Annotated in this window: 27 protein-coding genes; 3 read left to right on the forward strand and 24 right to left on the reverse strand. The window is 43.5% G+C overall.

Translation table 11 applies throughout. The annotated features are described in order from the left end of the window. Nucleotides 1–144 precede the first annotated feature (144 nt). The 7 genes from BAZ21_RS25845 to BAZ21_RS29225 all read right to left on the reverse strand — a co-directional run bounded on the left by BAZ21_RS25845 (nt 145) and on the right by BAZ21_RS29225 (nt 3,372). Complete coding sequence (locus tag BAZ21_RS25845) at nt 145–348, reverse strand: helix-turn-helix domain-containing protein (RefSeq protein ID WP_068505694.1); 204 nt, start codon at nt 346–348, stop codon at nt 145–147. A 326-nt stretch (nt 349–674) separates the two neighbouring features. After that, on the reverse strand, nt 675–1,382 hold the full coding sequence (locus BAZ21_RS25850) for a hypothetical protein (RefSeq protein ID WP_068505695.1): 708 nt from the start codon (nt 1,380–1,382) through the stop codon (nt 675–677). Nucleotides 1,383–1,392: 10 nt separating this feature from the next. Then, complete coding sequence (locus BAZ21_RS29990; RefSeq protein ID WP_256022643.1) at nt 1,393–1,515, reverse strand: hypothetical protein; 123 nt, start codon at nt 1,513–1,515, stop codon at nt 1,393–1,395. Further along, nucleotides 1,512–2,042 carry an accessory gene regulator ArgB-like protein gene (locus BAZ21_RS30350; RefSeq protein WP_084011930.1) on the reverse strand — a complete coding sequence of 177 codons (531 nt, stop codon included), beginning with the start codon at nt 2,040–2,042 and terminating at the stop codon, nt 1,512–1,514. The genes BAZ21_RS29990 and BAZ21_RS30350 overlap by 4 nt, the downstream gene beginning before the upstream one ends. Beyond that, nucleotides 1,984–2,697 carry a hypothetical protein gene (locus tag BAZ21_RS25860; RefSeq protein ID WP_068505697.1) on the reverse strand — a complete coding sequence of 238 codons (714 nt, stop codon included), beginning with the start codon at nt 2,695–2,697 and terminating at the stop codon, nt 1,984–1,986. The genes BAZ21_RS30350 and BAZ21_RS25860 overlap by 59 nt, the downstream gene beginning before the upstream one ends. Nucleotides 2,698–2,773: 76 nt before the next feature. Beyond that, nucleotides 2,774–3,109: a YolD-like family protein gene (locus BAZ21_RS25865; RefSeq protein ID WP_068505698.1), complete on the reverse strand. Its 336-nt coding sequence runs from the start codon at nt 3,107–3,109 to the stop codon at nt 2,774–2,776. A gap of 101 nt (nt 3,110–3,210) precedes the next feature. Further along, nucleotides 3,211–3,372 carry a hypothetical protein gene (locus BAZ21_RS29225; RefSeq protein ID WP_176718221.1) on the reverse strand — a complete coding sequence of 54 codons (162 nt, stop codon included), beginning with the start codon at nt 3,370–3,372 and terminating at the stop codon, nt 3,211–3,213. A 450-nt stretch (nt 3,373–3,822) separates the two neighbouring features. On the opposite strand from BAZ21_RS29225, the gene BAZ21_RS25870 reads away from it, so the two are divergent. The 3 genes from BAZ21_RS25870 to BAZ21_RS25875 all read left to right on the forward strand — a co-directional run bounded on the left by BAZ21_RS25870 (nt 3,823) and on the right by BAZ21_RS25875 (nt 4,897). Beyond that, entirely contained in the window at nt 3,823–4,272 is a 450-nt protein-coding gene (locus BAZ21_RS25870) for a hypothetical protein (protein ID WP_068505699.1), read from the forward strand. Nucleotides 4,273–4,405: 133 nt separating this feature from the next. After that, nucleotides 4,406–4,531 carry a hypothetical protein gene (locus tag BAZ21_RS29995; RefSeq protein ID WP_256022647.1) on the forward strand — a complete coding sequence of 42 codons (126 nt, stop codon included), beginning with the start codon at nt 4,406–4,408 and terminating at the stop codon, nt 4,529–4,531. Nucleotides 4,532–4,543: 12 nt separating this feature from the next. Next, nucleotides 4,544–4,897: a hypothetical protein gene (locus BAZ21_RS25875; RefSeq protein WP_068505700.1), complete on the forward strand. Its 354-nt coding sequence runs from the start codon at nt 4,544–4,546 to the stop codon at nt 4,895–4,897. A 51-nt stretch (nt 4,898–4,948) separates the two neighbouring features. On the opposite strand, the gene BAZ21_RS25880 is transcribed toward BAZ21_RS25875, so the two are convergent. From BAZ21_RS25880 to BAZ21_RS25960, 17 genes are all read right to left on the reverse strand, one after another. After that, nucleotides 4,949–5,419 (reverse strand): NucA/NucB deoxyribonuclease domain-containing protein, encoded by a 471-nt coding sequence (locus BAZ21_RS25880; protein ID WP_068505701.1) that lies wholly within the window; start codon nt 5,417–5,419, stop codon nt 4,949–4,951. A gap of 132 nt (nt 5,420–5,551) precedes the next feature. Next, entirely contained in the window at nt 5,552–6,184 is a 633-nt protein-coding gene (locus BAZ21_RS25885; protein WP_068505702.1) for a hypothetical protein, read from the reverse strand. Beyond that, entirely contained in the window at nt 6,177–6,746 is a 570-nt protein-coding gene (locus BAZ21_RS25890) for a hypothetical protein (RefSeq protein WP_068505703.1), read from the reverse strand. The genes BAZ21_RS25885 and BAZ21_RS25890 overlap by 8 nt, the downstream gene beginning before the upstream one ends. Nucleotides 6,747–6,952: 206 nt before the next feature. Beyond that, nucleotides 6,953–7,228, reverse strand: coding sequence for a holin (locus BAZ21_RS25895; protein WP_068505748.1), 276 nt, complete (start codon nt 7,226–7,228; stop codon nt 6,953–6,955). Nucleotides 7,229–7,251: 23 nt separating this feature from the next. Continuing rightward, the gene (locus tag BAZ21_RS25900; RefSeq protein ID WP_068505704.1) at nt 7,252–8,172 is read right to left on the reverse strand and encodes a peptidoglycan recognition protein family protein; all 921 of its coding nucleotides are present in this window, start codon (nt 8,170–8,172) and stop codon (nt 7,252–7,254) included. After that, nucleotides 8,173–8,631 carry a phage holin family protein gene (locus tag BAZ21_RS25905; protein WP_068505705.1) on the reverse strand — a complete coding sequence of 153 codons (459 nt, stop codon included), beginning with the start codon at nt 8,629–8,631 and terminating at the stop codon, nt 8,173–8,175. A 107-nt stretch (nt 8,632–8,738) separates the two neighbouring features. Then, on the reverse strand, nt 8,739–9,716 hold the full coding sequence (locus BAZ21_RS25910) for an acetylxylan esterase (RefSeq protein WP_068505706.1): 978 nt from the start codon (nt 9,714–9,716) through the stop codon (nt 8,739–8,741). A 79-nt stretch (nt 9,717–9,795) separates the two neighbouring features. After that, entirely contained in the window at nt 9,796–11,796 is a 2,001-nt protein-coding gene (locus BAZ21_RS25915; RefSeq protein ID WP_068505707.1) for a hypothetical protein, read from the reverse strand. Further along, a complete protein-coding gene (locus tag BAZ21_RS25920) occupies nt 11,789–12,337 on the reverse strand; it encodes a YmfQ family protein (protein WP_305953041.1) in 549 nt (182 codons plus the stop codon). The genes BAZ21_RS25915 and BAZ21_RS25920 overlap by 8 nt, the downstream gene beginning before the upstream one ends. Then, entirely contained in the window at nt 12,330–13,418 is a 1,089-nt protein-coding gene (locus BAZ21_RS25925; protein ID WP_256022654.1) for a baseplate J/gp47 family protein, read from the reverse strand. Before BAZ21_RS25925 ends, BAZ21_RS25920 begins: the two co-directional genes overlap by 8 nt. Then, nucleotides 13,390–13,797, reverse strand: coding sequence for a DUF2634 domain-containing protein (locus BAZ21_RS25930; RefSeq protein WP_068505710.1), 408 nt, complete (start codon nt 13,795–13,797; stop codon nt 13,390–13,392). Before BAZ21_RS25930 ends, BAZ21_RS25925 begins: the two co-directional genes overlap by 29 nt. Then, on the reverse strand, nt 13,794–14,144 hold the full coding sequence (locus BAZ21_RS25935; RefSeq protein WP_068505711.1) for a DUF2577 domain-containing protein: 351 nt from the start codon (nt 14,142–14,144) through the stop codon (nt 13,794–13,796). The genes BAZ21_RS25930 and BAZ21_RS25935 overlap by 4 nt, the downstream gene beginning before the upstream one ends. Beyond that, complete coding sequence (locus BAZ21_RS25940) at nt 14,144–15,142, reverse strand: XkdQ/YqbQ family protein (RefSeq protein ID WP_068505712.1); 999 nt, start codon at nt 15,140–15,142, stop codon at nt 14,144–14,146. Before BAZ21_RS25940 ends, BAZ21_RS25935 begins: the two co-directional genes overlap by 1 nt. A 4-nt stretch (nt 15,143–15,146) precedes the next feature. Beyond that, nucleotides 15,147–15,854, reverse strand: coding sequence for a LysM peptidoglycan-binding domain-containing protein (locus BAZ21_RS25945; protein WP_068505713.1), 708 nt, complete (start codon nt 15,852–15,854; stop codon nt 15,147–15,149). Continuing rightward, nucleotides 15,854–18,079: a hypothetical protein gene (locus tag BAZ21_RS25950; RefSeq protein ID WP_068505714.1), complete on the reverse strand. Its 2,226-nt coding sequence runs from the start codon at nt 18,077–18,079 to the stop codon at nt 15,854–15,856. The genes BAZ21_RS25945 and BAZ21_RS25950 overlap by 1 nt, the downstream gene beginning before the upstream one ends. A gap of 67 nt (nt 18,080–18,146) precedes the next feature. Continuing rightward, nucleotides 18,147–18,686, reverse strand: coding sequence for a hypothetical protein (locus BAZ21_RS25955; RefSeq protein WP_068505715.1), 540 nt, complete (start codon nt 18,684–18,686; stop codon nt 18,147–18,149). Nucleotides 18,687–18,910: 224 nt separating this feature from the next. Then, nucleotides 18,911–19,330 carry a phage tail assembly chaperone gene (locus BAZ21_RS25960; RefSeq protein ID WP_068505716.1) on the reverse strand — a complete coding sequence of 140 codons (420 nt, stop codon included), beginning with the start codon at nt 19,328–19,330 and terminating at the stop codon, nt 18,911–18,913. Nucleotide 19,331: the final 1 nt, after the last annotated feature.

Raw genomic sequence — 19,331 nt, forward strand, 5'->3', positions numbered from 1 at the left:
CCAATAGACCCTTCCATTTCGAACTTGATTCTTTTACGATATCATAACCTATTATAATAGGAAGAAACCCGGTTTTTTTTGAAGGACACTCTCTTGGTTTGTCACTGCATTTCATTATGCAGGGGGCAAAAAAGGGGCATTGAATCATCTGTACGGGATATTATAGAACCGAAATAAACTTAGAACGATGATTAAAGGTGTTGTCCCAAAATCGACCTCATATTTTTCCAACGAAGCGGTGGACAGCCCGACAGCATTTGCCGCTTCATCGACTGTAATGCCTCTCAGCATTCTGGCAAAATATAAGGTTTGGTTGTTTGTTCTTTTACGCTTATAAGTATCTGACATGGATTACACTCCTTATATACTTGTCTTTACTGACAATTGAATTTCCTGTATACTCGCTGTGAATCATTATCATTGGGACTCATTTGGCATCCCTGCCAGGATAGCCGACCCACATTAAGCGCCTCTCTTTGGGAGGCGTTTTTTTCACATCCTTTCCGTTATTACGTTTTTTTGGTTCTCTTAACCCTTTATATCAACATCACATCATTGCGTAAAGGGGAAAAATGTCGATCTATGTCGAATCAGTTTGCGTCATCCTAGGGTAGATTGCTATTGACTTTTGAGTTTATATATGTTAATAAAACCCGACCATTGGCCGGGTTTAGTCATTTTAGTATTTTTTTTAAGGCTCTGTGCTTTGGACCGGATATGGGGCATGTATAATCTGTGTCTTTAAATCTTACTATCGTGCCAAAACTTTGCTCTAAGAATCCGGCTATCTTGGATACATTTATTAGGTGGCCTGGAGTGGCCGGGAAAAGATAGGGAAATGCCTCTTTGCAATGTCGCATGGTAAGAGCAACCACGTAAAATCCGCCAGCATGATGGAAACGCGGAACGTGATAATTTTTCTTTGGGTCCCACATATCCATATAATAAACATCTTTAGCAGGATAAAGCCCCGCTTTAGAATTACACACGCCCATAATAAATCGCTGATCATCTGGACGTTTATTCGCGGCTTCTATGAGATCAGACAGAACCGTAGAATTAAGCTTATTAACGCCGGTATACATGGTTCCGTTGAAAAAAGCCTTGCCGCCATAGTCGCCCGTTTCCGCTTTGGAGACATTTTTAAGATTAACCAAGTTCCCAGTATCCAAGCTGCAAAAGTCGGGGAATCCATCGACGAATTCCCCGTGTGTTGTAGGAGCAGTGAAATTCCCATCTGCTGTAATGAAAAAGGGTATTTCATAGTTGGATTTCGGGTCCCATCTTTCGATACATACTAAATCACTTTCAAAAAATGAAAACCTATCCCCTATTTTTCCATCCGCCATAATCTCAGGTGCAAAAATCTCTCTGTTGTCCATGGTCTTATATTCATTTCTTCTTTAGTTCCTGTGGAAGCGGTAACGCTCCTACAAGTGTTTTTTCTTTTTTAGATGCTTTTTCGGCGTCTCTCACCAAACGATTAGCTACAAAGCGTGCGATCTCTTTTTTCATCCTCTCTCACCTCCCTTACGTGGTAAAAGCAAAACAGCCTGAGCAGCGAAAGCAAGAGCGATTACAGGGGATTGAAACACAAAATTGGTGAGTACAACAGCTAACGAAATCCATTTTAGATACGGCTCTAGCTTTGAAGGGTTAAGGTCCTCAGATTTGCGGGGGGCTACACAAAGGACAATTACTGCCGATATGGCTGTAAGCAGTAGCGCGCCATCGTGCCCCAAATGTATCAGAGGTATACTCGCAAATATTGCTGCCGAAAATATAGCGCATGCCGTCAGAGAGCGGAAATGAAACCCGCCCGAAAACCTTCTAAGAACGACAAAAGAGCAAAAAGCTAATAGGGCATTTATAACATCCCCTAATATCCACCCAAAAAACACAGTAAGTATCAGCCCAGAATACCAATTAAGCTTAATGCCTATTGCGTAGGTTAACACCTCAGCACTTCCTGGTCCGTCTGGATCAGCTCTTTTTATGCTTGTCGCGATACGCCGCGAGAGCTTTTCTAGCATCTTCTGCATCACTCCTTCTGGAAAAGAAATACGAAATTGAAAAAGTGAATATGGACACCAATAATAAAACCAGTGGATTCTGATAATACAGAAGTATTACTCCCAAACATATCGTTACCGTCGATAACACAGAGCTGGTTATAACCATTTTATTTTCTTTAGTTTTGTAGTCTTCCTTCCACAAAAAGTCATGCGGTGGCGCTACGATAAAGCTGAACCCAGTACCACGCAACTTTAAGTATCCAGCAAAAAGGTAAGTAATAAGGATAGACGTTACTTGTAACAGAAAAACTTGAAGTGAGGTATTTTCCTTTAATACACTTGTTTGCATTAGGTTTAAGAAGCTATACGCATAAAAAACAGCCATTTGCAAAGTGGCGTATGCACTTAACCCAACTCCTAAAATAAAAGCAGACAAGTGCAATTTTATTTTAAGCCCAAGCCTAAAAAAGCTCACAAACAAAATGTACTGCAAAATCAAATCTATACGAGGCAAATCTAAAACAATCCGCATTATGAAAGATACAAGTGATATAAAGACTGCAAATAATATAATTCTATATTTGTAATCTTTAATCGGGAGCATATATAATGCCAAAGGTAGTACAAGTACAGCAAGAGCATCAAATGCACCAATACCAATATAAGATAAATATGTTAACACCTTACACCACCCTGTAGTTAATATATCCTTATTATAAGGCGGTGAAAGATGTTATCAAGTGATTTTATAAAGAAAACTAGATATTTGCTGATATAATATCCTCCAGCTTAATCCAACTAAAATCATCCTCGTCGCGAGACAGCTTCACTTCACGTCTAGCAGTGTTGATTACTGTTACTACACCAGTCATAACCTCATCATCAAATGGGCTAAATACTGTCACTGTGACAGGCTGGCGTGAATTGTAGGACTCTATAAGCGCCTGTTCAATCAACTGGACTTCCTGATCGTCGAGTTCCGGCTTACCACGACGCTGACGGTCTTTCATGAGCTTCAGATAAGCCTCCTTGTGCTCTGGAATAATAATCCGCGAGCTTTCCCAAAAGCCATTACCCTCAAGTTTCTTTCCCATGTTGTAACCTCCTGTTATGTTATGTACCGATTATATTACGAACAAGTGTTCTATACAATAAATATTATTGCCAGCACACAAAAAAAAGAACAGTGAGGTATTCAACCCTCCTGCTCTTTTGCTTTTTCGGTCATCCTATTCACGATCACGCTAACTGTGCATTTCTCTTTTTCCGCCTTCTCCTGGAGCCACTCCAACAGTTCAGGCTCAAAATAGATAGCCTCTCTGATCTTCTTATCCTTTTTAGGTGGTCTTCCCGCCATAAAATCACGCTCCTATTTACGCCTATTTTACAGCATTTAAAATATTTTAGCAACACTCAAAAAAACTATTTACAAAGCATTTTAAATGCTGTAAAATAGTAAATGTAAGGGGGGTGAGCAAAGCAATGAAAGATTGGGTAAACCTTGTTACGGCAATCATACAACTATTCACAGCATTGGCTGTACTCAAAGTACACAACGCCAGCCGTAAGAAGACAAAGAAAAAAGGAACCAAAAAACGACGCGACCCACGCAGACGTTAAGGATTCCTTAGTAGAGGGCGGCTTATACAGCGCCTTCTACACCCAATCTTAACATACGAGGTTCACATATACAATCTGCTGGCGAGCTTAACGGGAGGTGCGAGGCCTGATTTCTGATTGCGTTAGATAATTCGGGGACGGACATGTGGTAAAATTAGATGATAATTTTAGAAGGAGAGGACTATAGATGGGATACAATATCGGAATTGGCGAAGCGACATTACTTGTGGACAAAAATGATGGGAACATATCTGTTCAAATCGAAGCGGTGGAGGTTTCTGGAGCACCAGTTTGGAAACTTCCAGAAAACGACCCGTGGCCTGACTTAGTTGGGAAGGGGAATTTCACGTATCCAAGCTATTCAGGGTTTGAAAGGTTTTCTAGTGAGACTGGTCTGAAAGATGTGTTTTTCAATCTTGTACTACGCTTTGAAGGCTCACCGGTCACAACTTTAATCAAAGAGGATCATCTGGGGATAATCCGGCGAGCGAAGGAGCAGTGGATTGCGGATCACCCTGAAAATATTGCGGGATGGCGCAAGAACGAGGACGATATTCTGGCCAAGTTGATTTGGTATGAATTTTGGTTTGAATGGGCTCTGAATAACTGTAAGATTCCTGCAATTCAATGTAGTTAGTATCCGCCTGAGATATATTTCAATCCAATTTTCTAAAAGGAGGTAACCGTATGGCAACGTTGAGTATGGTGGTTAGTGTAGCTGCGCTCCTCGTATCGGTATACGTGGCTGTAAAGGTATGGAGGGACAAAGCATGAGTAATGATACATTTGATGACCTGCTTAAGTCCATATTGGATCAACATCGCAAACATGGTCTAATGACCATAAACCGTACAACGTTTGATGTGTTTAAGGTGATTGGGAAATTGTTCAAATAAGGAGGGATATAAATGCATCTTATCGGGAATATGGATGGGGACCAAGGTAAACCCATCAGGCCGACAATACTAACGCAGTCGATGAAAGATTCAACGGTCATGTGGGCACAACTTCAAGGGGAATCGGGCAAAACAGAGGTCGCGTTTTTAGCGACAGAACTCAGGAAACTGTATGATGATTACCAGAGATTGAAAAGCAACGGACCTATGGACTTCTCTCTTACAGAGTTTGATGAACAGTCCATCCACGAGGTTCTTAAAAGCGGTGAATCCGTGGTATCCATGTCCCCAGGATTACTAATAAATTTAATATTTGCACATGACGCATATGATAGTTTGCAGCCTCCCGGATATTGGAGAGAATAAACTAACAAAAAAAGCTCTGACGACCAATTAGGGTTAGCAGAGCTTTTTACATCATTTCACTATAAATTCCACTTTTGTTCCGTCCGCGTAGTCGTCCAATTTGTGGCCTACCCATGAGCCAGCTCCACGATTGTCTTTGGGTGATATGTACTTTATGTCTGCACCCTCTCCGCCTTCCGCACACATAGCCATAGGCCATTCATCGCGATCCTTGCCCTTCTTAGTGGGCACGCCTTTTAGGGACAGGTCGCGGTTATGATCGGCTCCTGCTCGGTCGATGGTGCATACACTGGACTCTCCTGCGGCTATGGCCTCTTTAATGTGCTGTGCTGTTTCCGGGTACCTTGCTGACGGGAATTCTAACTGAACTGTTCCTCCTGGATTGCTCGATGTTGGTATATTTGACGTTTCAACAGGTTTCGGAGCAGGCAAAGGCGAGCTTTGTCCGTGTTCGCTGAACCACCACAATACCCCCGCTACTAAAATGATTGCTGCTATTGCATTAATAATTTTACCTCTCATCATTCATCCCCCTAAAACGTAAAAACACCCCCACCAGCTTAGCCAGTAGGGTGTCACCGATGCTTTCGGATTGCACAACAGTGCTTCCGTATGTGTTGTTATCAGTATAATTGGTTTGGGTGATTCTGTAAATCATCGCGTCAAAAACACCGTTACAGTCAAAGCAACAATAGCTACGATTGTTGCAATGAAGCCCCACATGTTTGTTGTTACAAGTGACTGACTATGTTTCACACTGCTCGCAACTTCGGTTTTAATTAGCCGAATCTCTTCTTCGACTGAATCAATTTTCTTTTCTGTTCTGTCGGCATTTTCTTTGATCGCGTTCAAAATACGTTCTTCTCGCTCTTTCGCTTCTTGTTTCCAACGACGATCTTGTTCAAGTATTTCTTCACGATAACGTTGTTCTCGCTCCTGGGCGTCTTTATGATAACGGGCCTCGCGTTCTCTTGAGTCACGTTCTATACGTTCAAGCAACAATTTTGTCGAGTCGTCCATGTTATCACCAACCTCTGTATGGTTTTCCTTTGCTGAAGCCGTTTCATATTGCCCCCTAAAAACCCGTTGCAACAATCCTTCCATAGACGAACTACTGCCCCCCTGAGGAGTATGAACATTTATTTTTACATCTTGATTATTAAAAGACGACTGGGCACTGTATTTACCAGCAGAGACAAAGGATGCATTGCCTTTATTTTTTTGAGTTCCTATAGGAACACCGTTGAATAAACTGCTTGGGTCTTTAGAAGCGATTGAACTATTCATCGCTTCTTGCTAGAGCGGATTCCGCTCTCCCCTTAAGATAATTATAAAATTCATCTTTAAAAACCTCTTCCTCTTCAAATAAGGATGTTTGTGTTAAGTTAAGCATAAACTCTACAATATATGCAATACCCGTAGGATCAGCATTTAAATCAAAATATGTTCTATCAGCACGAAACATTCTAATAATGTCCGATTTAGCCCCCATCATTTCACATCTAACTATGTTAAGCGGGGATCTGTTGAATGCCTCAATTGAGGTTCGATAATCAAATTGAAACCTCTGATTTAATGAAATGTAATAGGATTTATTTTTTGTTAAGTAGTCAGACACATCATCCAAGTCTTTACTTATTACTAATTCTATTGCTCTTCCTGCTGGAGCCTCAAAGATGAGATTTATCACATCTGCCAAACTTTCGTAATTACTATGCTCCCTATTTAAAACGTTCTCAATTGTATTCCATAAAAATAATTTCGCGTTACTGTCATCAGCAATAGCATCGTCTATGTATTTAAGACCATTTTTTATGATATCCGCATGTTCTAGTTGTTGTTCCTCCATTGTTTCTACCTCCTAATTATTGCCGTTTCTTGAATTATAACAGATCATTTGAAAAAATCTATAATCTATTGTCTATCAGCCTGCACTAACTGATTAACACACCTGCAATTAGCTCTATATCAATATAGGTGGATTATAAGCCCTCTTAACAACCATAAAACAAAAAAAGCCCTACCAGCCGAAGCCAGCAGGGTATTTGTTCATTCTCAAGCAGCCTTATCGTCTTTTGTACTGCCTGGTCGATCCTTGAACGCTAATTCAAACAACCCCGTTGCCGATAAGCCAGCCAATCCGCCAGCCCACAATCGCAGTACCAAATCTAAATCGGTAAACGGCGAAGCGGTCCAACCAATCAGCAGGCCGATCACTACACCCACAGCAGGCACCACATTAACAGGCACGTTCACAGTCTTCTTCACCAATTGTACCAATGAAATAACCACTACTGCCAAAACAGACGCAAAAGCCAATACTTGATTCATAATTTCCATGATAAATCCCCCTATTATTGTTTCGGCAAGCCTGCGGAAGAACGCAGATAATTAGCCAGATTGTTGAAATGTTGCATTTGCTCCTTATCTCCTGCTTGTTTAGCCTTAAACCAAGCAGGAGACAACCAGCGGAAGATTATCTCTTGCGCGTTGGATTTAAACAGCTTCACAGATCCGTCAAGAGTTAAGCCCTTTTCATTCAGACCAGCTGCAGCACGAAGATTGTTGGCAAGGTTATGAAAATGAGTCTTGCCCACATCGTCCTGTACCTTCTGGCTGGCAAACCAAGCTGGAGAAACGTAATTATCTATAAGCGCCTGGACAACGAATACAGGCAACGGCGTAAAGTCCTGCGCAGCAGGAGCCGCAGAAACGCCTTTAAGCTCTGTTTCCACGTCCTGCACCAAATCCTTGAGTGTCTTGCTGATCGTCACTAGAGCTTGGTCTACGTCCCTCTTACGGGCAGGATCAAGCTGCTTATGGCTTGGTATGTGTGTGCGTGGGTTAATGCCCCATTTGTTGCAGCAGTAGGCCAGATACCATACAAAGCGTTTGTAAGCTTCCAACGTATTGATCTTTCCACCAAAGCACAGTTCCACTCCTAATGCGATATCGTTCGCATCATCGCCAAAGCGGTCGTTATCCGTGGTGACGTTGTACAGGACATGCCAAGCTTTTTCTGCTGGATCGGTTCCGGTGCCTGTTGGGATAATCTCAAGTATCTTTTTGTCGTCGATAAAGACCTGTGCAGATGCGGACCGGTCTTTGAGATTTTGAAAATAGGTGTAATGATTGTCCGCTGACGCTCCTGGATTACCCGTGTCATGTGCAACTAAAAAGACCGGCGCACCCGATGTTAATCGAGTACCCGGTCTTACGTTATGGCGCTTATTTATGTAGCGCCGTTCAATCGTGTATTTGTTTTGATTAAACACTCATTTTCCTCCTCTTTCCTTTTCCTGTTCCCCATCCGACATGTTCGGATTTTTCGGAGCCTGGGAACGAGACTCGAAGATTTTCACAGCGTTCCTTAATACATCCGGCATAGGTACACCCATACGGCCTACATTTTCAATAATAGACAGCAGTTCGTTCGCCAAGTAGAAGAAAATAACCGCGTTTTGGAAATAGTTGAGATTGCCTAACGCTACATCAATGAAGTGTGCAACCACAACAATTAGGAAAATCGCCACCTTGCGGGCAGTGCCGTAGTAGCCCTTTCTGCTTTTCAATTCTCCGTTAATCCAAGCCGCCGCCCAACCAGTCAACCAGTCTGCAATTACAAAAATAAACAGCAAGTGTATCATGATGTTCCAACCTCCGAACAGGTAGCCAGCAACCGCCCCAAACCCCGCCGCCGCCCCTTTTATAATTTGTGTTAATCGTTCGTCCATCGTTCTCCCCCGTCTCTCTATTCAGGAAACTTTTCCTGACCTAAAATAAGCCCTCTACCACTCCGAGGGCATAAAAAAACACGCCATAAGCGGCGTGCCTGATAAAGCTATTTAAAGTTTTTGTTAAAGAAATCAGTAGCAAGTTGAGTAGAGAATTCATGTGTGACCCCTTGTGGAGAAAGTAGGTTCACATTTTTCTCGACTCCCAATTCTTTGTAATGTTCTTTTATCTTAGCATAAGAGACTTGAGCGTCTGCGATATGGAAATGGTCCATCTTTCCGTTAACATATAACGCACTACGCGGTGCAATGAGATTACCGACATCCCACATTTCCCCTACATTAAGGATACCGCTAATGTTGTTACAGATATCGTGCGTACCGTCTGCGAACGTTTTTGCGTAGGTGCCAAGATAACCCTGTACATACGCCGCGCTTACCCGGTCATCTAGCGCTGCTACTAACATACTTAAAGCCCCGCCAGTGGACACGCCCGCCGTCCCAATTCGTTGTTTATCTACGTGAGGGATACCGTGCACAGCTGCGCTCAGGTACAGGGCATCCGTTGTGATATCTCCGTACCAACTACCGCCACGTAAACGTGATACTGCATCTAGCACTAGGTGATCGGCCATATCTGCCAGTTTGCCCATGCCTCTATTTTCCATGACGAATACTAAATACCCGCTTTTAGCAAGTTCAACAGCCCCTGCATGTTGATATGATTCAGGTTTGCTGATTAACTCTTCCATTTCTCCGTGTCCCGAAAATGTCAATATTGTCGGATACTTTTGAGTTTCCTTGAACCCTAATGGGTAAACTACTTCCCCTGGTATTTTCTGACCATCGAAGCTATAAAAAGTAAAATCAACAACATCTAAACCCTGAATCTTCCTTGAAACACCATACGTAAGATCCACCTTTGAAGTCAGCGGCAGTTGATCCTTATTTAAGTGCACACCATAAGCGGAAATTAACCCGCTCTTGAACACTTGCTCTTTAGCATCTTTTTCAGTCGCAAAAGAAATACTGGTAGTGAAAATACAAACAATTACAAAAAACAATAGAGCAATTTTTTTATGCATTCTTCTAACAACCTTCCCGAGTATTTGATGTTAATACCTTACAATTACTTGGGAAGTAAAGTCAATAAATTTGGGAATTTTATACTCCAATACGCAACATAAGATACCCGCTTGAACGTATTACGCCAGCATGACTCGTAGGATCTATTGCGAGATTACAACCGTTTGACCCTGTATTTATCGTAATAGTGTTCGTTACGCGCCCATTAGCGTCATTTCCCAGCACGGTTTTGCTTAAGGATATGCCTACCACCTTGGCGGTTGAGCCCTCAACCCAATAAGCTCCCCGCACCTCTTCCGTATCTGTGTTAAAAGCGGTGGCTGACACGGGATTAAAAATAAGGTCCCCTTTACTTACGTACGCTGCCTGTGTAATCCCGCTTTTACGTATGGGGGATACGAAAGTGTACGTTTTTGCCGCTTGGATCGGAAGCACTGAGCCTGTCGCCGAAAAACCGAGAGACTCGAAATTGACGTATTGCACGTTATTGGTCCCGTCGAGACTCGGAGTAGCTTCGTGGTAATGGCCCTGCGTCGGGCTATCGTCGTAAACGTTATTATTCGAAACTGTGGCTTGTAGGAAGTTGGAGACGTTAACGCCGCCGCGCTCCGAAATCCCCCAACGGTAGCCTGTACCGAGCACCATATTTGAGATTATCTTTGCTTTACAATAGAGGCTGTTCGCAACAGCCGAATCCATTTCGAGTTGGATACCATACAGTTGCGCATCCGTACGCGAATTCGAGTCGGCCATGATAATTTGGTTTGCACTAATTAAGATGTCTTTAAAACTATCTGCCCTTATAATCTTAGCATCTGCATAACCTCCTCCTTGGCAGGCGAAGCGTACAGTATTATTACAAAGCGCTGCACTAATGCCGTTACTCACTCGGATTCCTGAAATGTAATGAGTACTGGTTGAATCTCTAATGTCCATATCAACGGTATTCTCTGAAACTAATACATTTTTGAAATTAGCAAATGTGCTCGGCATCGTAGAGCTGCCAACAAAAATTGCCGCACGCATTTTACCCGTTACGATATTGCTGGAAATAGATATGTTTTCAAATTTGTTTGTCGGATCACCGACAAGGTAGATCCCTGCGCTATTTATGTTGTTGAGTTCTATTTTATTGTCTTCAATATCAGCTGTAGCAATCGAGGCATCTTCATCATTTCCGATTGCTATCTGACCTTTACTGGTGCTGGCGCAAACAATTACATTATCTATTACACTCAAGTCACTTACAGTTGATTTCCCATGCCCAAGCTGCAATATCAGTTCAGATATGGAAACGATACTATTGCCCTGAATAGTCACATTGCTCGGATTTGTATCATCCAGCAGCAGGCCCCAAATGCCTAGACCTTTTGCTCGGTCGATTTGGATAGTTGCACTCCCATAGGTATCTTGCAAGTTATTGCACATGCAATCACGAATGGTGATATTCCTCGAACCGCAAACATCCACAAAATGCTGATCATGATTTAACGATTGGACACGTTCAATTAACACATTATCTGCATGCCCTAACGCAATTAGATCCCCGTATGTTCTAGGAGTTGCAGTAACAGCGCCATCAGTAATCGTGAAGTTTCGTAGCGTAATGTTACCCGCCGCTGTGTATTCTCCCTTTGTGTCATATCCTTTATTGACTAACAAAACTCCGTCTTGAATACGTTCGCTTTCTAGCCGTTTAAGGATAGTCACTCCCATGCCAGAACCTTCTATTGTGACTCCTGCTGGAATGATTATGCAAGCTTTGGTATGTGTGCTTTTAGCGAGACTCAAAAGAAATGTGCCTGCGCCTAGGATAAGTTTTCCGCCTCCGACACTCTCCAGATAATTGAGTGCATTTTGAATGGCCTGTGTTTGATCTGTGTTGTTTCCGGTGGCTCCAAACATATCTGACGTCACCACAAATTTAGTCGCCTTATCCAAATTTCCTTTTGTTGAGCCAGCAAAACTATCGATTTTCTCCCAGTTGTCATTCATCATCGTCTTAATGTCAAAAAAATCATTCCAGTCTGCCACAGGGTCCTTCATATATAAGCTCAAATTAGGTGTATTACTAGCCAATTGGCACACCTCCCGCAAAATTATTTAATGGAGTACTGTTTATTGCATTGATCGTCATCACATGGTGTATTTCGCGAATAACCAAATACCGAAACTGATATCTCACCTCTAAATGCGCCGGCTTTATTTCCTCTATTGCGTCCTTTAGGTCCTGTAAGTTCGGCGGCACGCCTAAAGTACCGATAAATTTAATGTCAAACCGATATTCAGCCGGATATACAATTACATCTACTTTGCCTCGATCATAGCTGCCGGCCACATTTTTTATCATGCTTGCTGACACTTTCCCGCTGCCTCGCATTTTAGAGATAACCACACTACGGCGTTGCTCTATCGGTTTAGATGGGAGCGGGGTTATTTTCAAATCACGTTCCCAATAAGCAATTCCCCAAGTGGCCGTTTCTGGATGGAATTGCTTAAATGTATCTACTATCGCGGCATTAACCTTGTTTAATTCGATATCTTCCGTGTCCATTATCTGCACAAACTCTTCAATCTCTTGGTAATAGTCAGGAAGATAGGACATAAGTTTCTTAGACATGTACATCCACCGTCCCAAGTACAGCTACGCTATCCAGCGGAACTTGTATATTGCCAGTCAGCCCGTTAATAGTCAGGTCAAAGTAATCTACGACTTGTGGGACATCCAAAATAAGGTTTGCTATTCTTGTAATCCGTACTAAAAAGTCCGTGTCTGAGAAAGCCAAGCCTTCAAGATATTTCGCAATGCTAACCTTTAATTGTTCTGTTACATTTGCAACAGTTGCATCCCTTGCTAGTTCAACTCGCGCACTTACGTTAATAGCAACCTCAGTCGCTCCGACAACTGTGACAACCGGGCCAATGGGCGCAGCGCCTTCGCCCTGTCCGTCCTGTGTAGGATCGATATAGTTTTGCGCGGCCTGCACTACAGCTGCAGACGGAGCACGTTTGTTATTATCTAACACGACTACCTTTACGGTGCCGGGTCCATTCCACAGAGCAAAAGCTTTAGCGTCTCCAACTCCAGTTACTTCACGCGCCCAGTTTACGTATTGGTTCTTATTTGCGCTTGTAATAGGCTTGGATATTCTGTCTTGATACCGATCATATAGAGTCTCTCCTGTTTCTGTGTCCTCTCCTGATACCAACAGATCGACCAGTTCCGCTCGGGCCAACCCATCAACAAAATCAATAGGTAAGAGCGACCCTGAAAATTGGTTGCCTATGACACCAGCCGTTTCACATTCCACCACAAACTGTCCAACGCCCAGTCTACTGAGCACGACATAGTTTAGATCCTCGATACTGTAGCGGCTGCCAATAGGCACATCCATCAACACGCCCTGGTTGTTGTAAAACTTGCCTCTCCATTGCGCTTTAGTCGCTGCCTTGCGAGTTATACCGGACCATGCCACGGCCAAGTCCAAATATTCCTCATTGTCCGCGTTCGGAAAAACCAGACTTATATTTGTATCCAGTTCAACATACATTTGAGCCAGTTCATTTGCTGCAGGTGCCAGGGCATCATAAATAACGCTCCCTTCCCGCTTATCCATGGTATCTGGTATACGGGCCAGCAGACGTTCTAATATGACCTCTTCTGTTTGATTCTCATACAATGCCGCCCACCCCCGTTTCATTCCTGAAATTACCTTGTGTAGTCACGACTTCGAACTCTGCCAGTACATTTGAACCGTTAAAGGTGAATTGAAAATCCCTCACATCCGTTATCCGGTCGTCTGCCAGTAACGCTTCACGGACCAACCGTTTTAATTCTGTCTGCACAAATAACCGGCTCTGCCCTTGCAGCCGGTCTATCTCAGCTCCGTAATCATCGGAGTATATGAGATTTTCATAACGTAACGTTTGAAGTATCTTGTACACCACTTGCCGCATAGCCTCCAGACCGTCTACAATGCCGCGTGCGCGTCCGTTTTCAAAGTCCAAGGCGTATGTCTTGGTGGGCATTTCTTCTTCCTCAATTTCCTCATCAACAATGCTTCCGCCCTCTGGTATCATAACTTATCCATGACGGCGAATTGTTGACCGCCTTTCATTCTTTGCAAAATCACTGCATCCCCGACTTTCAATCCTTCTCGAATCACCAAAACATCGGGCAACGCCGTTTGAGTCGTCTTTGTAGCGGTTTCCGTTGGAGTCTCATCTTTGTATACATGGCTGTGCGTAAGACTAACCACATATCGCTTTACACGCTCCGTAACAAGCAACAAATCCGCATCCAGTACAAGCCGCTGATCCACTGTGATTTCAAGTGGATCTACACCCGTCACCTGTCCGACCATGCTCTCGCTTGGTTTGGATGCTTCCATGCTGCCTAACGCTATTTTTTGTAGCTGCTTTATCATTAGATCACCTTCAGTTCTAGGCTCATCGTGTGCTCAAGCCCTGAAAATTTATGTGTACATGAATCTACCAAGTAAACCTGACTCACCTTCAAATCATCAATAAACACAGGCACATAGCATCCAGCACGGATACTCAAGTCTCCCATAGCATCTATGCTTAAGCTTTTGCTTTCCCTGTTGTGTAAGGTGAGCAAATTTTGCGCCTTTTGCTTAATCTGTGCCGCGTTCATCTTCTCGTCTACTTTGTCATAGAGTTGAAGCTTGCCCCACTTTTTAATATTGTTGCCATCCTGGTAAACGTAAGCATCCCGCTTGCCGCTTTCTTTATTATCCTGCACCAGCTTTACATAGTTGTATGTCTCGCTGTCTATGGACCGTTTAAGCGCGTATCCGGTCATTAGACTGCCATTGCCCACCGACACCGATACAAGCATGTCAGCAGCCCGTTTAAGGGCCAAAGCGCCGAAGTCATCGTAAAATACATAGATGGTCCCGGTAGACATGAGTGTTTGGTCGATTGCCTTGTAAATGATGTCCAGGAGCTTTTGATTATCCTCGACCATAGCAGGTATTTTGTATCCCGTGTCGGCTATCATTCCGGTTTTCAGCTTAAAGTCCTCTGCAATCCGCTTGATTACTGCCCCAGCTGTTAGGTTTTTTAAAACATATGTGTCGTTTGCATTCAAGTAGCGGATTTGGTCATACGCAGTTATCTTCATGTCGGATTTCTCCGACTGCTCCACCGAAAACACATAGCCGTAGAATATCTTGTACTTGCCTTTGGTAATCCTGACGATATCCCCGTTCTGGACCTTGAATTTTTTGTTCTGGTAGATGCCATCCTTAACAAGTGTGATATCTACACTGCCCGGGCTCCCGGTGCGTTCGGTCTTCCATGTGAGTTCAGAGACCGACCCGGCCGCATTCTCTTTGCCGGCCATCGCCTCACCGGACACCTGCCACACGTTGCCATCCCGGTTGTCTATAAAAATATCCATACCATCACCCCGGCAGTCTGATTACTTGCCCGACCTTTAATCGCTTGGCCTGAGCATTCGTAATCTTATTGAGTGTTTGAATCTCTTTGTAACGGGACCCATCACCCAGGTTCTTCTTTGCGATGATCCAAAGCGTGTCGCCTGCTTTCACCTTAACCGATTTAGGTTTAGCCTTTTCGCTAGGTCGTTTGGCCTTAGTCTTTGTAGTAGTCGTCTTTTTTGCGCCTGCCTTGGTCGTGGTTTGCTTAACCTTGGCTTGCACAGCATTGTAAAAAACGTACTTTTTGAATGATATTGTGTACTCGATATCCGATGTACCCGCTACTGGCTTCCATTCGAATTCCTCTATTGTGACCGGCATGTTGATGGCTATTTCCTGCGGGCTCTTTTGTGCTCCAGGCTCGAAACTTATCGCAGAATAAATAAAGCGGATGGGCCGCTTGGTGTCCATCCACTTATTTAATAGCTCAATATATTCAGGAATAGGCCTTAACTCATCCGTGTTCACAAAAGGGTATGCCTGACCAGGAAAGAAGCTATCGAAGGATATCTCTGTCAACTTGCGAGACTGTATGGCGTTTATTTCGCCACCGTCCACAATTTTGTATGTGGAGCCGTCACCAGCTTCCTTAATGCTCATTTCAGGCGGATTGACCGGGATGCGAAATGCTTCTTCGCCGTTGTTGTAACTTAGTAGTATGGCGTGTTCCATTAGGTGTACACCCCCTGTGCTGTAGAGACAAACTGTTCTTCCAGGTGGTCGCCGATTTTCTTTATGATCGTATCCACATCAGCCCCGTTGTTGATGTCACCTGTCTTGACCTGTACAGTAGGCGTAAGCGTGACGAAGTTTTGTATGGACTTCATTTCTGCGATATCACGCATTACCTTGAGGTCTTCGCTTGAGATATCTACCTTGTCTTCGATCTTTCCAACTTTGCCTACTTTACCAACCTTGCCAACATCGTTGTTTGGTTTCTTGGCAGCGTCAGCTGCGGCATTCCATTTGGTGAAATCGAAAGGTTTGCCTGCCCCCGGGGCAGCAGCGGCTTTTTGTTTGCGCCGATCCATATCACGCTTGCGGATATAATTCATGGTATCATCTTGACGTTTTTTCGCTTTAGCAGCAGCCATAGATTCCATTGCAGCGATTTTAGCAGCACTTTTTACTCTAAAATCGTCGGCCGCTCTTTGAGAATCTGCAGAAATGGAGACTCGATTAACAAGACCAATATCCATCATTTTTGTACTATTCAAAGCCTTGATCATATCATTTACTTTATCAATCACACCGTTTGCCATATCTTGCATCGTTTGCATTACGCTAGCCTTAGCGTTCAAAAACGCCTGAGCGATCCCAACGCCAACCCTCGCAAAAAAGATCGGGACTTGATCAAAAAAGTTCAATACTTCATTCCACTTCAAGAGCATTGCCGCCGCCACCATGTCGTTGGTTTGGTACACCTGATACATCCATGTCACTATAGCGACCAACACGGTCAGTATGGCGATGAAGACATTTGCTTTCATTGTAGCGTTTAGGGTCGCCCATGCCGCAGAGAGTCCGCGAGTAGCTAACGTTTGGGCAAAAATCACAGCCGTGCTGCTCCCTGTGGCGAAAGCGATGATTCCTTGCGTAACGGCTACGGCCTTCATTGCGATGTTCCAAGCGATAAACGCCGCTGCTACTCCTTTAACAATAGGGGCGATATTCTGCCAATTACCTGAGATGAATCCGTATACTTGAGAAACGGCATTGAAAGCTTTAATCGCATTCCGCACTACCCAGTCTAATCCTTGGCTTAAATTAGCAAAAAACGAATCAAATTTACCTTGCTTGAATGCGTTATTGAGCATTTGGATCATTGGTAGCAACGATTTGGTAGCAGCTCCACCAGCATCTGCAAACATGGATCTGACGTTGTTTTTCATTATCTCCAGTTGCTTAGCGGGACTAGCCAACATGGTATCAAACGCCTTTTGACCCATTTTCTGAGATTCTAACAGTTTGTCAAAACCTTTTATGAAACCGTCGATATCGCCTTTTTTGGCAAAATCAACAATACCAGATGCCCGGATATCTGATTTCCCCATGTTGAAACGTTCGGCCAAAGACACAATATCCCCCGAGAGAGCTTCCTTAAGGGCAAATGCGGCTCCTTCCATGCCATTACCGGCACTATCGAAAGCATTCAATCGCTGAGCAAGGTTATTCAGTTTATCCAGTTGGTCAACGTTTTGCGTAGCCGAGAAAAACGATAAACTTGCTTGAAGGGATTCATTCACATCCTGCCCGGCTGTCAGCGCGTTTTTCTTGAATCGTTCAAACATGGCTTTACCCACGTCCTCCTGACCTGTACGAGCAACAAACATATCTTGCATTTTCTGTTGTTCCATCGCACCACCCACAGTAGCGCCAAACAATTCTTTAAGGCCTTGAAGCGACAAATACGCAGCAGCCATACCTTTCAGGTTAGCTAGTAAGCCGGAGGACGCTCCTTCCCCTCTTCTCAGGCTTCCGTTTATCTGTTCCTGTAATTGGGCTATTTTGCGCTCTAATTCCGCTATCCGCTGCAATGCGTTCTGGAGTTCTGCCGCGTTAGCTCCGCTTGTAGTCCGCAATTGACGAACTACTCTTATTAGCCTTAGTACAAGCATTTGCAGGTTGCCGAACATAGCTTGTAATGATGCGGGCAATTCCAATTGTATTCGAGCGTGGATAACTCTAAGCTGACTCTGAATACGTTGCCTAATTAGCCGTACTTGGTTCATCAAAATTGCCTCATTAGCGATTTCGATATCAAACCGCATATGTGCATTTGTGGCAGTTCTTAACCTTTCCATTTGTCTAGTTGTGGCTTGCACAGCGTTATTGACTGCGTTTAGACGTTGCGAGAAATTATCGAAAAGTTGAAGGCTTGCCGAAACTGTAGCCATCGTTCCTCCTTTTCCAAAGAAAAAGGCTGTTCATACGTATAAAACATACGCGGTGAACAGCCTTACTTTATAAATTAACTTGACGTACTCCATTATTCTGTAATAGAGGATCTAATTTATTTTTTATCTGCATAGCTGAAAAATGATTCGATCCACTGTCAAAAAGCAGAGACGATAGATTACCTTCTGAATTGATGTAATTCAGAATAAAGTAATAGTTATATGTCTTCTTCTCTTTGTTTTTAGCTCTGGCTCCTACAACTAACCCAATGGGGCCAAATAGCAATCCTCCTGCGATACCCTTTACAGCACTGCTGCTAACAATATTGGCTATTTCCACGTCCGTCTTCACTTCGGCTGCCGTTATCTGGTTAATCGCAACATTGAATTCTGCTCCACCCGCTTTTACCAGAATCCTATCCTGCTTAAGCAAAATGGTACACGCTGTTTTTTCAGCAATCGGTAACCCTTCAACATGAAACATTTTACTTAGAGCAATCGCATTCTCTTCGTTCATTATTTGTTTTTTTTCCTTTGCAGAATTGACCGACTGCCATATAGCAATCGTTATCCCTACAATCAGAGCAAGCCCAATAATAGACCACATTTTAGCAGACCTCACTTTATTCAGATGTGTAATGTTACCAAATATAGTATATGAAATCGCGCAATGAGTCTATTAGTTTTTCTTTTCCTTCTCGATTCGATAAGAAATCATAGCAAAAATCGCCGCCTTCTCCCGCTGGCTCATTGCCATCAATTCATGCGGTAAGATATGAAGCTCATGGAGGGCATAATACGCGTAGTTCGCGTCAGAATCGCCCTCCTCGATTAGTTTTTTACGTCTTGGATGAGATCGTTAATATCGCGGTCGAACCCACTCAGTGTTTGGATGCGGTCCGTTAATGTTGAGTATTCTCCGGCGAGCAGCATTTTTTGAATAAGCGAATCCGCACCTCTTACTCCATAGGAATTTTGTAAGCCAGCGTCTTTAAGGTTAGGATACACTACCCCGGCGACAACCAGTTTTGATACGAAAAGGTCGGAATCTGTTTCGCTTTGATAGACGCCTTTCACTCTAACCTTTTTTGTTGATTCTTTACGGATAATAGAAGTTTCTTCCTCGGAAACACTTCGGATTTTCCATTTCAGCGGTTTGCCATCTGCATCCTTGAAACGTTCCGACAAAGCAATTTCCTCGGTGATTTCAGCTGCTACATTTTCCGCATAAAACAATGTCAAGTCACTCATT

Origin of the sequence: Paenibacillus kribbensis, from assembly GCF_001705305.1 — a bacterium.
Taxonomy (GTDB): Bacteria; Bacillota; Bacilli; order Paenibacillales; family Paenibacillaceae; genus Paenibacillus; species Paenibacillus kribbensis_B.